The following is a 14,146-nucleotide window of genomic DNA, read 5'->3' as shown; positions in this document are numbered from 1 at the left end:
GTTGCACCCGCATTTATTTCATTCCATCCGAAAATCACAGGAGTCCATCGGCATGTCTCAAGCCCCAAGCCCACAGGAAACCATTGCCAAGCGCATCCTATTCATCATGGTGAATGAACAGGGTCTGCGCGCGGGAGACGGAATGAGCCCCGACAACCTCACGCACGATCTGGCTCGCCATGAAATCTCGCAGACGGATCAGCTACAGGCCGTGCAGTTCGCCAAGGAAAAAGGCTGGCTGCGCGATGGCCCTTACGGCGAGCTTCAGCTCACCGAAACTGGCTTCGCGCTGGACTGAGACAGACAATCATTCAAATGCAGATGCTCCTCGCCGTCCCAGAGCGGCGGGAGTTGGTTGCGCGCTCTCTCATAGTGGTGCGTGAACACATCAAGCCATGCGGCAAGCACGCTGGACGCAGCCCTATCGCCTGCAAGCTCCAGGCACAGCGCTGCCACCTCACTGGTGCAGAAATGATCGCTGCGCGTGGAGCGCCGTAGCCGATAGGCCGACACCTGTTCCGGATGCAGGCTCAGCACCGGAAACCGCACCAGGTACGGGCTCTTGTGGAACATCTTGCGCGCCTGTGGCCAGGTCGCATCGAGCAGGATGAACAGCGGGCGCTTGCCTGAACCAGCGCCGCCACCTGCACCTGCATTGCCCTCCAACCGCTCCGCCACCGTTTCCACCACACGCTCCGGCGGGACGACAAACTCGCGCGGAAACACCACATAGGGCTGCCATTGCGGATCATCCAACAACGCGAGCAACACGTCGTTCTTCTCCGTGCGCGACCAGCCGAACGCATAGGTGTCGGCCACCACATCGGCGATCAGCCAACCCGTGTTGGTGGGCTTGAGCGGCTCGGCATCATGCATGAGCAGGCACATGCCGGAGCGCGTGTTCTGCTCCACCTCGATCTGGCAGATGCAGTGCGACAAACGCAGCCGACACCCCTCGCAGCGAACCACTTGGGAGCCCCCGCGCGCCAGAAACGGCCGGGTACTGATTGCGCGCCGCGCTGTGCTCAGTCGCGCGACCGCATGCGGTGGGCGCGGAGTGTTCTGGCTCAGCGGTTCCACCAGCGTTTCGTTCGTGCCGGTCGTCAGCATGTGCAGATCGCTCACGCTCAATCCTGCTTGCATTCCAGCTCGAACATCGGCACCTCGCAGCGCTGGCTCACCCACACACCGCCACCCAGTTCGTGAAAGTTCAACTCCAGACCACGGCGATACAGCGCCGCGCGATGGCGATACAGCCGCGCATCGGTGAGGTCCTCGTCGATCACGCCGCGCTCATAGTCTTCGCGGCTCACGGCCTCGACATACAGACCACCCCGGCACAGACGACCGAGATTCTCAAGCGCGAGCTTCAGATCCGATGCGCTCAGATAAGGCAGTACGCCCTGACAGATCACCAAATCAAACGGCTCGTCGCTGCGGTAGTCGACCACCGAGCCTTGCTCCCAGCCATAACGCTCACACAGATAGCTGCTGAACTCGACCCCGTGGTAGCTCGCACCGGGGAAATGCTGACTCACGGCCTCTTTCCACAGGCCAATGCCGCAGCCAACATCGAGCACCCGAGCCACCGGCACGCGCAGATACGCAAGGTACGAGCAGACGAACGCACCCAACCGCCGCGAATGTTCGACATCGATCACGCTGGTCTTCTTGTCGAAATAAAAACGCTGGTAGTAGGCCTCGTCAAACCACTGCTCGCTTGCTGATTGCACGCATGCTCCTGAGAAAAACCGGAAGAAAAAACAAAGAAAAGAACGCCGCACCAAAAGAAAGCGGCGGGGGCGAAAGTATCGCCCACGCCGCGTGTCAGCGCTCCCGCTGCGGTATTCGGCAGCTCGCGTTACGCGTTCTTCGGCGGGCGGTAGTTCAGGCAAACCTTGTTGCCATCGGGATCGCGCAGATACGCCAGATACAGACGCCCCGGACCTTCACCGCGATAGCCCGGCGGGTCTTCGCAGGTCACCCCGCCCGCCGCAAGACCGGCCGCATGCGCGGCATTGGCCTGCTCCTCGGACGTAGCAGCAAAACCGAAGGTGCTGCCGTTGCCGATGCTCGCCGGCTCGCCATTGATCGGCGTGCTCACCGCAAACGTGCCGCCCGACCCGCGCCAAAAGAAGCGGTTCTTGTTGGCCATGCCGGGCGAGATGCCCAGCGCGCCGAGCAGCGCATCGTAGAACTTCCTGGACCGCTCCAGATCGCTGACACCCACCATGATGTGACTGAACAAAGTCGTCTCCTAGAGTTGGAATTGAATGGGAGTTCAAGAATAGCCGAACCAGGCAAAGCGCTCCTGCGCACACGCGACACCCTTGCCCAGACGTTCTGATACACAGAATGACGGTTTTCCTAGCAAAAACCCTTATACCTCGGTTTTCGTCCTTGTCTTAGACTAAATACAAACAGAACAATAGTTCTATCAGACAGACCAAATTAGGATCCAGATGACGAGCTCTTCGATGAAAAAGATGTGGGTCGGCGGCCAGGCGGTGGACGGCGAAGCCGGGATTGCGCCGCTGGCGTCGGTGAATCCAGCCACAGGCGAGGTGAACTACGAGGTGGCGGCGGCGGGAGCCAAGGCGGCGGATGCGGCGGTGAGGATTGCCGACGAGGCGGTGCGTGACAAGAAGTGGCGCAACATGCTGCCGCCCGCCCGCGCGGCGATTCTCTCGAAGATTGCTGACGGAATGGAGCGGCGCAGCGAGGAGCTCGCGCGTCTGCAGATGATCGAGAACGGCAAGGTCTGGCGCGAGTGCCAGGTGCAGGTCAAGAGCGCGGCGGCCACCTTCCGCTACTACGCGGGAGTCTGCGAGACCACGGGCTCCGAGGTGACGCCCGCGCGCGGCGACTATCTCTCGATGTCGGTCTACGAGCCCTACGGCGTGATCGCCGCGATCACGCCGTGGAACTCGCCGATGACGATGGAGGCGCAGAAGGTCGCGCCCGCACTCGCGGCGGGCAATGCCGTGATTCTCAAACCCTCCGAAATCACGCCCTCGACCGGCCTGCTCTTGGCCGAGATCGCACAGGAGGCCGGTTTGCCCGCCGGCATTCTGAACGTGCTTCCCGGCACCGGCCAGCAGGTGGGCGCGGCGCTGGTGGAGCATCCGCGCGTGCGCCTGGTATCGTTCACCGGTGGCACGGAGAGCGGTCGCCGCATCGCCGAGACGGCCGCGCGCAAGCTCATGCCGGTGGCGCTGGAGCTGGGCGGTAAGTCGCCGCACATCGTGTTCGACGATGCGCCCATCGACTCGGCCGTGGCGGCGCTCGCGGGCGGTATCTTCGAGGGCAGCGGCCAGTCCTGCGTAGCGGGCTCGCGCGCGTTCGTGCAGCGCAAGGTATATGACGAGGTGGTCGCCAAGCTGAGCGCGGTGGCGCGCTCGCTCAGGGTCGATCTGCCCGATGCGGCCGGGGCAGAGATGGGCCCGCTCGCCACCTTCGCGCACCGCGACAAGGTGGCAGGCATGGTCGATGCGGCGCGCGCGGCGGGCGCGGAGATTCTTGCGGGCGGCACGCGCCCCGACGGCAAGCAGCTCTACAAGGGCGCGTACTACCTGCCCACGCTGATCGGCGGCATCGACAACCACGCGGCCATCGCGCAGCAGGAAATCTTCGGCCCGGTGCTCTGCATGATTCCGTTCGACGACGAGGACGATCTGATCACCCAGGCCAACAACTCCTGCTTCGGCCTCGCCTCGGGCGTGTGGACGCGCGACTACCAGCGCGCATGGCGCGTGGCGCGCGCGCTGGAGGCCGGCACCGTGTGGATCAACACCTACAAGCAGCTGTCGATCGCCACGCCGTTCGGCGGCTTCAAGGACAGTGGCATCGGGCGCGAAAAGGGCGTCTCCGGCATGCGTCTGTACCAGCAGCCCAAGGGCATTTATTTCGGCATGGGCCAGCTCGGCTGATCAAGCAAAACAAAGCACAACAAAAGGAATTCTGAAATGAGCAATCCACAACACATCGGCTTCATCGGTCTGGGCGTGATGGGCGAGCCGATCTGCCGCAATCTCGCGCGCAAATCGGGCGCACCTGTGCTGGCGTTCGATCTGTCCAAGGAGCCGCTTGAGCGCCTCGCCGCCGACCAGGTGAAGGCCGCCGCGACGCCCGCCGAAGTCATGCAGCAGTGCGAGGTCGTCTTCCTTTCGCTGCCCTCGGGCGAGGTCGTCGCCAAGCTGTGCCACGAGGCCAACGGCCTGCTCGCGAATGCGCGCGCCGGGCAGATCGTCATTGACCTCAGCACATCGGCCGTCAACACCACACGCGAGCTCTCCAAAGCCTTCGACGCCAAGGGGGCGCATCTGGTCGACGCCCCCGTGGCCCGAACCCGCGCGGCCGCCGAAGCGGGCACGCTGGCAGTGTTCGTCGGTGCCACGCCGAAGCTATTCGAGCAGGTGCAGCCGCTGATCGCCACGTTCGCCTCAGACATCGCGCTCTGCGGCCCGGTGGGTTGCGGCCAGGTGCTCAAAATTCTCAACAACATGATGCTGTTCGAGAACGTGGTTGCCTTAAGCGAAGCCAAGAACATCGGCGAGCGCGCCGGCGTGGATCCGAAGGTGCTTTTCGAGACCCTCACCCAAGGTTCAGCCGATAGTTTTGCGCTGCGCAACCACGGCATGAAGGCGGTGCTGCCGGGGGAGTTCCCGGAGCGTGCGTTTTCCGTCAAATACGCCCAAAAAGATTTGCACTATGCGCTGCAGTTGGCCGATGAAACGGGCGTTGATGCGCGCGGCGCAAGAATCGTTGACGAGTGGTTCAATCAGGCGATTGCAGAAGGCGCAGGTGAGAAATACCACCCCGTCATCAGCACATTCATGACAAAGAAATCGTGATTGCGTGACAGTCGGTTGACACTGCCCGCACTAACGGTTTTTGCATGTCAATTTGAAGTTGCATTTACATGCAAATTCAGTTGCTATTTGTCGCAATTGCGTGCCTACCATGGGCTGACGTTCAACCAGTCAACGGCAGGCACGCCATGGAATCCCCGGCTCCGTTCTTTCTGCAGAAGCTATTGCGTCAGACCCTGCAGGCCCAGCGACTGAAGTGCCATGTGACGGATTCGGGGCGATCCGTCACACTCCCCAATGGCCTGCGGCTAGAGCCATTTCTGATGGCTTGCGAGGAAGCCCCGGAAGGCCGCGTTCACTCCACCACCGTGGTCGAGGCAAGCCACCCATCGCTCTTTCCCAACCCCCTGTTCGAGTATCAGCATTCCAACGGTTCGTCACAGCGCGATGCCCTGAGCAAGGGCTTCGCGAGTTGGGCAAGCATGGATCTGGTGACGTTGATCGACGCATGCCAAACCACACCCCAAAGCTGCTCGGCACTGGAGATAGCGTATGGCAGCAGCGCAGGTGGCGAGGTCTATCGACGTCAGGTGCTGCTCGGGCCGATGGAGCACTATCAACAGCACGCGCCGCGCTGGTCGGAAGACCATGAATTCTGCCCCTGCTGCCTGTTCACCAACAGCATGCAAGCCTTCAGCCGGTTGCTGCAGAGCCACGATATTCTGGGCGTGCGTCTGTACGCATCCCGCGATCCCGATGGCCAATGCGAAGCGGATTGCCGAGTGAACGGCCACGACTTTGCAGCCGCCGTTCCACTGCTGTGCGCCTATGCCAACCTCTGGCCTGAAGCGGGCATGGAGTACCGCAAGCAGTACGTCGTCATCCGCAACACCCCTCGTCTGCTGGAATAGTTCTCTCCATATCGCGCTGACGATTTCGAGCCCGGCACGGACTCGCCCCCCGCGCCATTGGCATCTTCAAACCATTGCTGTCGCGCGCCTTGCTGGCAGCTTCAGCCCCGCTCTCTCTTTCTAGCTGGTGCGCGTGACGTTCACTTGACGCCACCCACTCCGGCATCGACGGTGCCAAAGACCGTCACGCCGCTGCTGTCACCGGCCTGAGAGCCCGGGCTTCTGGCGGACGAGCCCGTCGTAGTGCAGCCTGCCAGCACGCCAACGACACCCAACACGATGACGGCGGCCGCAACCTGAGATGAGATGAATCGCATGCGGGAACACTCCTTTTGCCGGTCTCGGCACAGAGGCTCATGTTAACCACCACGCACCGGTGCCTTCTCCTCGAACCCCTGCCCGCCTCATTGATTCGCTGGCAATCCCCACCATCAGCAAATATTCATGCAACCAGATATACTAATTAATAAGCTGCCTAACTAAAATGACGAAATCAGACTCCACCGTCCCCAATGCCCGTGCCGAACTCCCACGTGAGGACGCGCTGCTCAAGCTCACCCGTAGCATGGGCTTCTGCAACGCGCGCTATGTGCCGATAGCCAACAAGGCGGTGGCGCATCTCGGTCTGTCGGAGGCATCGACCTGGCCGCTGCTGGCGGTCTCGCGCTATGGCGACGGATTACGTCAAGGGGTAATCGCCGACATTCTCGGCATCAAGGCGCCGTCGCTCACACGGCCGCTGGACTATCTGGAAGGCGCTGGCCTGATCGAGCGCCGCGACGACCCCGTCGACGGACGCGCCAAGACTCTGCACCTCACTCCCAAGGGACGCGAACTCACGCACCAGATCGAGGCTGCGCTCAAGACGCTGCGCCATGAGCTTTTTCAGGGCGCATCCGATGCCGATGTCGAGGCCTGCGTGCGCGTTTTCTCTGCACTCGAAGACCGCATGGGTCGCGTCACGCCGGATGTGGAGCCATTGAAGAACGCGACGCGTTGATACCGGTGCAACAACGGCAGGCTTCTCCATGATGCAACTTCCCTCCTTGCCTCGCTTCACCCGGGCGGAAATGCTCTTCTCGGTCAAATGCCTGGCCTCGGCCGTGCTCTCGCTGTATGTGGCGAGCCGCCTCGGCCTGTCGCGTCCGTTCTGGGCCATGATGACCTCGTACGTGGTAGCCAGCCCGCTCGCGGGCACGGTGCGCTCCAAGGCGTTGTACCGCGTGCTCGGCACCATCGTCGGCTGCACGGCCACGCTGCTGATCGTGCCCGCGCTCGCCAACGCGCCCGAGCTGCTGACGCTGGCGCTCGCGCTCTGGGTGGGCGGCTGCCTCTACCTCTCGCTGCTCGACCGCTCGCCCTCGTCCTATGTGTTCATGCTCGCGGGCTACACGGCCGCGCTGATCGGTTTTCCCAACGTGCAGGCGCCGCAGACGCTGTTCGACAACGCCACGTTGCGTGTGGAGGAAATCATCGTCGGCATCCTGTGCGCTACTGTGGTGCACAGCATCGTCTTTCCCAAGGGTCTCGCGCCCGCCGTGCTGGGCCTACTCGACGGCGCGATGAAGCACACGCGGCACTGGATACAGGACCTGCTGGTCACCGCCGATCCGCCCAATTCGCCCGATGCGACGTCGGCCCTCGCGAGCGACAAAAGCAAGGTCGCGAGCGACATCACGCAGTTGCGATTGTTGTCCACGCACATCCCGTTCGACACCACCAATCTGCGCTGGACCGCCGGTGCCGTGAGCACCATGCAGGACCACATTGCCTCGCTCATGCCCACGGTTTCCGCCGTGGAGGACCGGCTCGTCGCGCTGGAGCAGGCGGAAGGCGCGCTCGCACCCGACGTGGTGGCGATGCTCGCGCGCATCCGCGAGTGGCTCGATGCGCAGGACTACAAGCAACTCGATCCCGACCGCGCGCGGCAGGCCGCTGAGCTTCGCGCCGAGATCCACAGCTTCGCGATGCAGCGCTGGGACGAGCAGCCCAGCCACTGGTCGCGCCTTCTGCGGGTGGCGCTGGCAACGCGGCTCACCGAACTCGTCGACGCATGGGACGCTTGCGTGCGCCTGCGCCACGACATCGACGCGGGCATCGGCGGCGCGCCAATCACGTCACGGCGCCTTGGCAACCTGAGCCACCGCGCGCTGCATCTGGACCACGGAATGGCCGCGCTATCCGGCCTTGCTGCCGTGCTCGCGATCTGCCTGTGCAGCGCGTTCTGGATCCTCACCGGCTGGCCCACGGGCTCGGCCGCTGCGATGATGGCCGCGATCTTCTGCTGCTTCTTCGCCACCATGGACAACCCGGTCCCGGCGATCAAGGGCTTTCTCAAATACCTGCTGTGGTCCATGCCGCTGTCGGTCGTCTACGTGCTGATCCTGCTGCCCAACGTGCAGGACTTCGGCATGTTGATTGCGGTTTGCGCGCCCGTGTGTCTGGTGCTCGGCTGCTACATGGCGCGGCCGCAGAACATGATGGCGGCGATGGGCATTCTGCTCGGCGGCTTCTTCGGCACACTGGCCATGTATGACACCGGCACCGTCGACCTCATCACCTTCGTGAACTCGATGATCGGACAGATTATGGGCATCGTCACCGCCGCTGTGGTGACCGCGCTGGTGCGCAGCGTGGGCGTTTCCTGGGCTGCCAGACGCATCCAGCGCGCCAATTGGCGCGAACTCTCCGAGCTCGCACAGCCCGGTGCCAGCGCGCGCCAGCTCGATGCTTACGCGGTGCGCATGCTCGACCGCATCGGTCTGCTCGCGCCGCGCATCGCGCAGGCCGGCGGCAAGATCGACGGCGTGGCCAACGATCAGGCATTGCGCGATCTGCGCGTGGGTGCCGACCTCGCCTCGCTGCAGCGCCAGAACATTCCGATGGAGTCAACGCGCATCGCGGGCGTGCTCTCCGACATTGGCCAGTTCTTCGAGCGCCGCAGCGCGGGCCTCGCCGATACCGCGCTGCCGCCCTCCATCCTCGCGCACATCGACGAGGTACTGGACTACGCCGCCACGCGCCCCGAATCCCGGCCGCAGTGGCGCGCCGCAGTGACCGCGCTCGTTGGCCTGCGCCGCAATCTCTTTCCGGCTGCGCCTGCGGCCCTGACCATCCAAAGCACCGCGCAAACGGCCTCCGCATCATGATCGGCGAAGCATCTTTCTACGGCCTCTATCTGCCCTGGCTCATGCCGCTGGCGCTGCTCGCGCTCATCGTGCTGCTGGGCGTGCAACGCGTGCTCGCGGCCGCCGGGCTGTATCGCCGCATCTGGCATCCGGCGCTGTTCGACGTCGGGCTCTACGTGTTGCTGCTCTGGGGTCTGTCCCGGCTGAGCGCGCTGCTGCAATAAGAACGTTCCAAGCCCTCCGATTCAGAAAAACGAGAACAACATGACCGACAAGAACACGCCAGAAACCACCAAGAAGCCAAGCCTCCTCAAGCGCATCGCCGCACGCACGATTCCGGTCGGCATCACGCTCGCCGTGAGCGCCGCCGCCGTCGTCGCAGCCTTCCAGCTCTGGGACCACTACGAGCTCGCGCCGTGGACGCGCGACGGCCGCGTGCGCGCCAACGTCGTGCAGATCGCGCCCGACGTCTCGGGCCTCGTCACCGAGGTCGCCGTGCAAGACAACCAGCGCGTGCAGGCCGGGCAGTTGCTGTTCGAGGTGGATCAGGCACGCTACACGCTCTCTCTGCGCCAAGCCGAGGCGGCCGTCGCATCGCAAAAGATCTCGCTCGCGCAGGCCAAGCGCGAAGACGCGCGCAATGCGAGCCTCGACAACCTGATCTCGCAGGAGGTACGCGAGCAGACACGCACCAAGGTCGAGCAGGCCAACGCCGCACTCGCGCAAGCGCAGGTCACGTTGGACACGGCGCGGTTGAACCTCGAGCGCGCGCGAATCGTCGCGCCGTCCGATGCCTTCGTCACCAATCTCGATCTACGCCGGGGCAGCTACGCCACCGCCGGTCATCCCGCGATGGCGCTGGTCGATTCGAAGTCGTTCTATGTCGAAGGCTATTTCGAGGAAACCAAACTCGCGCGCATCCACGTCGGCGACCGCGTGAAGGTCACGCCCATGGGCGCAGGCCAGCCGCTCGCGGGCACGGTGGAGAGCATCGTCGCGGGCATCGCCGACCGCGACCGCGCGACCAGCGCCAACCTGCTGCCCACGGTGAACCCGACGTTCAACTGGGTGCGCCTCGCGCAGCGCGTGCCGGTACGGGTCAAGCTCGATCCGGTGCCGGACGACGTCAAGCTTGTCGCAGGCCAGACCGTGACGGTCGAGGTCACCGGCAACGCCACAAAGGCTGCCAAGGCTGCAACTGCACCTGAACAGACCAAGGGTTGAGGCCAGCATGCGCACCCTGCTTCAACTCTCGCTTTCTCTCGTCGCCGTCGCCGCGCTCACGGCCTGCGGCACCCAACCCGTCGGGCCGGACTACGTGCTGCCCGCCGACGCCATAGCACAAAAGGTCGCACCGCATCAGCCCTTCTCGAGCGCCGATGACGCGACGCTGACCGACAAGAATCACGCGGCGATTTCGAGCGCCCCGCTGCCCGACCGCTGGTGGCAGCTCTATGCCGATCCGCAACTCGACGCACTCGTCGCCAAAGCGCTCACGCACAACACCGATCTGCGCCAGGCGCTCGCGCATCTCGAGCAAGTGCAGGCCGTCGAGCAGGAGATCTCCGGCGCCACGCGGCCCAGCCTGAGCGTGGGTGGCGGGCCGAGCTACGGCCATGCCTCCGGCCTGTCGGTGCTGAGCCCCGGCAAGGTTCCGGCCAACGCCTTCGGCTATTCGGCGACCTCGGGCATCTCGTATCAACTCGACCTGTTCGGCCAGATCCGCCGCGCCATCGAGGCCGCGCAGGCAGGCACGGAGGCCGCGCAGGCGGCAGTGGATCTCACCCGCGTGAACGTGGCAGCACACACCGCCAGCGCCTATGCGCAGACCTGCACGGCAGGCCTGCGCATCGCGGTGATGCAGCGCTCCATAGAACTGCAGCAGCAGTCGGCATCGATTTCCGCGCGGCTGCAAAAGGCCGGCAAGGTCGGCAGCATCGACGCGCAACGCGCCAACGCACAGGTCGAGCAACTGAAGGCCGAACTGCCGCCGCTGCTCGCGCTGCGCCAGAACGCGCTGTTCCAACTCGCCACGCTCACCGGCGAGCAGCCGCAGAATTTCCCCAAGGATATGCAACGCTGCCACACCGCGCCGCAGGTCGCCGCTGGTGTGATTCCCGTGGGCGATGGTCAGGCCCTGCTGCAGCGCCGCCCCGATGTGCGCCAGGCCGAGCGCCAACTGGCTCAAGCCACCGCACAGATCGGCGTCGCCACAGCCGATCTCTACCCCAAGATTTCGCTGGGCCTGAACGCAGGCTCCGCAGGCCACATGACCGGCTTTGGCCGGGGCGACACCTTCAGCTGGAGCCTCGGCCCGCTGATCTCGTGGAGCATCCCGATCAACGGCGCCGCACAGGCCCGCGTCGCGCAATCCGAGGCCGCAACCAAGGGCGCACTCGCGCGCTTCGACGGCACCGTGCTCAATGCGCTGCGCGAGACCGAAACCGCTCTCACCAACTACGCCCGTGAGCTCGATCGCAACGCGCGGCTGCAAGCGGCGCGCGCACAAAGCGCTCAGGTCGCGGATGAAACGCGCCGCCTCTATGTGAATGGCAAGACCGGCTACCTCGATTCACTCGACGCCGAGCGCGTGCTCGCCAGCGCGGATGCGGCGCTCGCGGCCTCACAAGCCAGCATCGTGAACGATCAGCTCGCGCTGTTTCTCGCGCTCGGCGGCGGCTGGGAATCGGGCACGCAGCGCTGATACCGCGGCAGCTCTTGGCAACACACGAAGCGCCATCCATGCAATGCACCCCTTGACTCCTCATCTGCACGCACACAAATAGTCAATGCAGCGCAAATGCCGGATACGGAATTCGCTCCCCGTACAACACGACCAAGCATGCTGCTCCGGCGCAATACCGGTGCACTAGTCCATCCCCTACAATCCGCCAATCATCGCGGCACGCATCTGCCGCAAGATCTTTTTCCGTCACCATGTTCACCACCGCGAGCTTTTTCTACATCGCCTCGGTATCCGCGCTGATTCTCGCGATGCCCGGTCCTACCAACACGCTGCTGTTCTCCTCCGGCGTGGCGCGCGGTTTTTCGCGTTCGTTGGTGCTGGTGGCAGCGGAGCTCGTGGCCTATCTGCTGTCGATCAGCTGCTGGGGATTTCTGCTGCTCAAGCTGCTGCAGGATCAGGCGTGGATCGCCACCGTGCTCAAGCTCGGCGCCGCATGCTACATCGCCTATCTGTCGCTCAAGATCTGGAAGTTCGAGAAAAGCCTCACGCCCGAGACCAGCATCACCAGCCGTCATGTGTTCGTGACCACGCTGCTCAATCCCAAGGCGTTTCTGTTCGCCTCGTTTGTCATGCCGCCCGCCGTGTTTCTCGACACCGCAATGTATTTCCCGGCAATGGGCACGTTCGCGCTGACCATGATTCCGGTATCCATCGGCTGGTGCATGCTCGGGCAAATCGCGCGCAGCGGCAACGGGCGGGTGCCGCTGATTTCGTCAAGCGTGATGTTGCGCGGAGCGTCGCTCGTCCTATGCTTCTTCTCCGCCTCCATCCTCTACGACGTAGTCCACAAGGCTTGGCTGCACGCCTGAACCTTGTTTATGTGTCGCGAAGCCGTTGGCTTCGATGGGTGGGTCGTTTGGAGGCGCCGATACAGGGGGTGATACTGCGTTGCACCTCCTTGCCTACCGGAAGGTATGTCTGCGTCGGCGACGCCTTGTCTCACCCCCTGTATCGGCGTTGTGGGGGTTGATCGCGGCGGGTGCTTGCTTCGTTGGCCCGCTGCTTTGAACCCCGAATACCTAGCTGTTTCAGGTTGCCGCTGCTGCTGTGGCTGCCGTCTTTCGTTGCTGCAGCCACGCGAGAAACTCGCCTACGGCTTGCTTGCCTTCGTTGGGCAGTGCCATCAGCTCGGTCTTCACTGCGTCGCGCGGGATCAGGCCGAGGCCCGTGGCGACGAACATCCAGTTGATCACGTGGAAGATGCCGCGCCTGCCGTGCAGCGTGTAGCCTTCCAGATCGAGCAGGCGTGGCGCGCGCAGTTGCATGCATTCCTTGAGCGCGCGGTAAGCGTCAGGTAGCGGCGTCGCGGCCACGTCGCGCCAGAACGGGGTGTCGCGGCGCGGGCAGTCGTAGTGCATGCGCAGGAAGTCGCGCACCTCGATCCACGACTGGTGGTTCGACATGTTGAACTCACGCACCGCGCTGTCCGACACGATGCCCTGGCTCAGCGTGAGCACCCGCACGAAGTTGCGCACGCTCTCGATCATCTGGCCAATGGAAGTCGCCTCCAGCGGCTCCACAAAGCCCGAGGCCAGCCCCACGCTCAGCACATTGCCGACCCAGACCTGCTCATAGCAGCCCGGCTCGAAACGGATCACCCGTTGTGGCTTGACCGCATAGCCCAGATGGCTCTCGATCTCGGCCGCCGCATCTTCGTCGGACACGTGTTTGCTGCTGTAGACATAGCCCGCGCCCACACGGTTCACCAGCGGAATCTGCCACATCCAGCCCGACGACAGCGCGATGGCGCGGCTCACCAGACCGGGATTCTTTTCGGGGTGCGGCATGTAGAACGGAATCGCGCGATCCATCAGCAGATGCTCGCCAAACGACTGCCAGCGGCTTGGCACCACCTTGCCGATGATCTTGCGCGACAGCCCGCTCGCATCGACCACGAGATCAAGCTCGATGCGCTCGCCCTCGCGCGTGACAACCGCCACAACGCGGCCCTGCTCGTTCGTCTGCACGTCGTCGACGATGGCGTCCTGGTGCACGATGTTGCGCGCAAGCGCCGTCTTCTTGAAGAACTCGGCGATCTTGTAGCTGTCGAAGTGAAACGAGCTGATGATGTCGACCTGCTTGTCGTCGAGCGCCTGCTTGGCCTCCTGCTGGCTCGCGTTGTTTTTGATGAGCTCCATGCCGCGCAGATAGTCGGGCATCTCGATGCCGTTGTGGATCATCGCCGAGATCAGCGGAAAGCCACCGCTCTTCTCCCACTTCGACGCCAGCCCTTCTGCCGACGCGAACGGATGAAAGTAGCGATCATCCTTCGCCCCGGTGCGCCAGCCCTCGTAGCTGAACCCCCACTTGTAGGTCGCCCCCGTCTCGCACACGAAATCATTGGTGTCGATATCAATGGAGTGCAGCGCGGCTTGCAGATTCAGCAAGCCCCCCTCGCCCACGCCCACCACGCCGATCTGCGACGACTCGATCACGCGGATCTCCACCGCTACACTGAAAATCTTTCTGAGCGACAAAGCGGCAAACCACCCCGCCGTACCACCACCCAGAATAACGACGCGTTTCGCGCCTCTCAAATTGAGCACTTCG

Annotated in this window: 15 protein-coding genes; 10 read left to right on the top strand and 5 right to left on the bottom strand. The window is 63.7% G+C overall.

Translation table 11 applies throughout. The features are described 5' to 3' along the window. The first annotated feature begins 52 nt into the window (after positions 1-52). The gene (locus G7047_RS26350) at positions 53-298 is read left to right on the top strand and encodes a hypothetical protein (RefSeq protein ID WP_166311272.1); all 246 of its coding nucleotides are present in this window, start codon (positions 53-55) and stop codon (positions 296-298) included. Here G7047_RS26350 and G7047_RS26345 read toward each other — a convergent pair. The 3 genes from G7047_RS26345 to G7047_RS26335 all read right to left on the bottom strand — a co-directional run bounded on the left by G7047_RS26345 (position 265) and on the right by G7047_RS26335 (position 2,248). Continuing rightward, positions 265-1,125 (bottom strand): tRNA-uridine aminocarboxypropyltransferase, encoded by an 861-nt coding sequence (locus G7047_RS26345; protein ID WP_240939273.1) that lies wholly within the window; start codon positions 1,123-1,125, stop codon positions 265-267. The genes G7047_RS26350 and G7047_RS26345 overlap by 34 nt on opposite strands. Before the next feature lie 2 nt (positions 1,126-1,127). Next, a complete protein-coding gene (locus G7047_RS26340) occupies positions 1,128-1,733 on the bottom strand; it encodes a class I SAM-dependent methyltransferase (RefSeq protein WP_166311271.1) in 606 nt (201 codons plus the stop codon). Positions 1,734-1,861: 128 nt separating this feature from the next. Then, entirely contained in the window at positions 1,862-2,248 is a 387-nt protein-coding gene (locus G7047_RS26335) for a VOC family protein (RefSeq protein WP_166311270.1), read from the bottom strand. Between the two features lie 229 nt (positions 2,249-2,477). On the opposite strand from G7047_RS26335, the gene G7047_RS26330 reads away from it, so the two are divergent. The 3 genes from G7047_RS26330 to G7047_RS26320 all read left to right on the top strand — a co-directional run bounded on the left by G7047_RS26330 (position 2,478) and on the right by G7047_RS26320 (position 5,722). After that, positions 2,478-3,929: an aldehyde dehydrogenase gene (locus tag G7047_RS26330; protein ID WP_166311269.1), complete on the top strand. Its 1,452-nt coding sequence runs from the start codon at positions 2,478-2,480 to the stop codon at positions 3,927-3,929. 36 nt (positions 3,930-3,965) lie between these two features. After that, entirely contained in the window at positions 3,966-4,853 is an 888-nt protein-coding gene (locus G7047_RS26325; protein ID WP_166311268.1) for an NAD(P)-dependent oxidoreductase, read from the top strand. 146 nt (positions 4,854-4,999) lie between these two features. Next, entirely contained in the window at positions 5,000-5,722 is a 723-nt protein-coding gene (locus G7047_RS26320) for a DUF6348 family protein (RefSeq protein ID WP_166311267.1), read from the top strand. Positions 5,723-5,862: 140 nt separating this feature from the next. Here the strand turns inward: G7047_RS26320 and G7047_RS26315 are convergent, their stop codons facing one another. Continuing rightward, positions 5,863-6,039 (bottom strand): hypothetical protein, encoded by a 177-nt coding sequence (locus G7047_RS26315; protein WP_166311266.1) that lies wholly within the window; start codon positions 6,037-6,039, stop codon positions 5,863-5,865. A 167-nt stretch (positions 6,040-6,206) separates the two neighbouring features. Between G7047_RS26315 and G7047_RS26310 the strand changes: the two genes are divergently transcribed. From G7047_RS26310 to G7047_RS26285, 6 genes are all read left to right on the top strand, one after another. Beyond that, entirely contained in the window at positions 6,207-6,722 is a 516-nt protein-coding gene (locus G7047_RS26310) for a MarR family winged helix-turn-helix transcriptional regulator (protein ID WP_166311265.1), read from the top strand. Between the two features lie 31 nt (positions 6,723-6,753). Beyond that, entirely contained in the window at positions 6,754-8,871 is a 2,118-nt protein-coding gene (locus tag G7047_RS26305; RefSeq protein WP_166312274.1) for an FUSC family protein, read from the top strand. Then, the gene (locus tag G7047_RS26300) at positions 8,868-9,074 is read left to right on the top strand and encodes a DUF1656 domain-containing protein (RefSeq protein WP_166311264.1); all 207 of its coding nucleotides are present in this window, start codon (positions 8,868-8,870) and stop codon (positions 9,072-9,074) included. Before G7047_RS26305 ends, G7047_RS26300 begins: the two co-directional genes overlap by 4 nt. A 40-nt stretch (positions 9,075-9,114) precedes the next feature. Beyond that, positions 9,115-10,074, top strand: a complete 960-nt coding sequence (locus G7047_RS26295; RefSeq protein WP_166311263.1) for an efflux RND transporter periplasmic adaptor subunit — start codon at positions 9,115-9,117, stop codon at positions 10,072-10,074. Between the two features lie 7 nt (positions 10,075-10,081). Continuing rightward, positions 10,082-11,554: an efflux transporter outer membrane subunit gene (locus tag G7047_RS26290; protein WP_166311262.1), complete on the top strand. Its 1,473-nt coding sequence runs from the start codon at positions 10,082-10,084 to the stop codon at positions 11,552-11,554. 233 nt (positions 11,555-11,787) lie between these two features. After that, positions 11,788-12,405: a LysE family translocator gene (locus G7047_RS26285; protein ID WP_166311261.1), complete on the top strand. Its 618-nt coding sequence runs from the start codon at positions 11,788-11,790 to the stop codon at positions 12,403-12,405. A gap of 219 nt (positions 12,406-12,624) precedes the next feature. On the opposite strand, the gene G7047_RS26280 is transcribed toward G7047_RS26285, so the two are convergent. Next, positions 12,625-14,142, bottom strand: coding sequence for a tryptophan halogenase family protein (locus G7047_RS26280; RefSeq protein ID WP_166311260.1), 1,518 nt, complete (start codon positions 14,140-14,142; stop codon positions 12,625-12,627). Positions 14,143-14,146: the final 4 nt, after the last annotated feature.

Origin of the sequence: Diaphorobacter sp. HDW4A (genome assembly GCF_011305995.1) — a bacterium.
Classification (GTDB): Bacteria; Pseudomonadota; Gammaproteobacteria; order Burkholderiales; family Burkholderiaceae_C; genus Diaphorobacter_A.
This window is presented reverse-complemented; position numbering and strand designations above follow the sequence as displayed.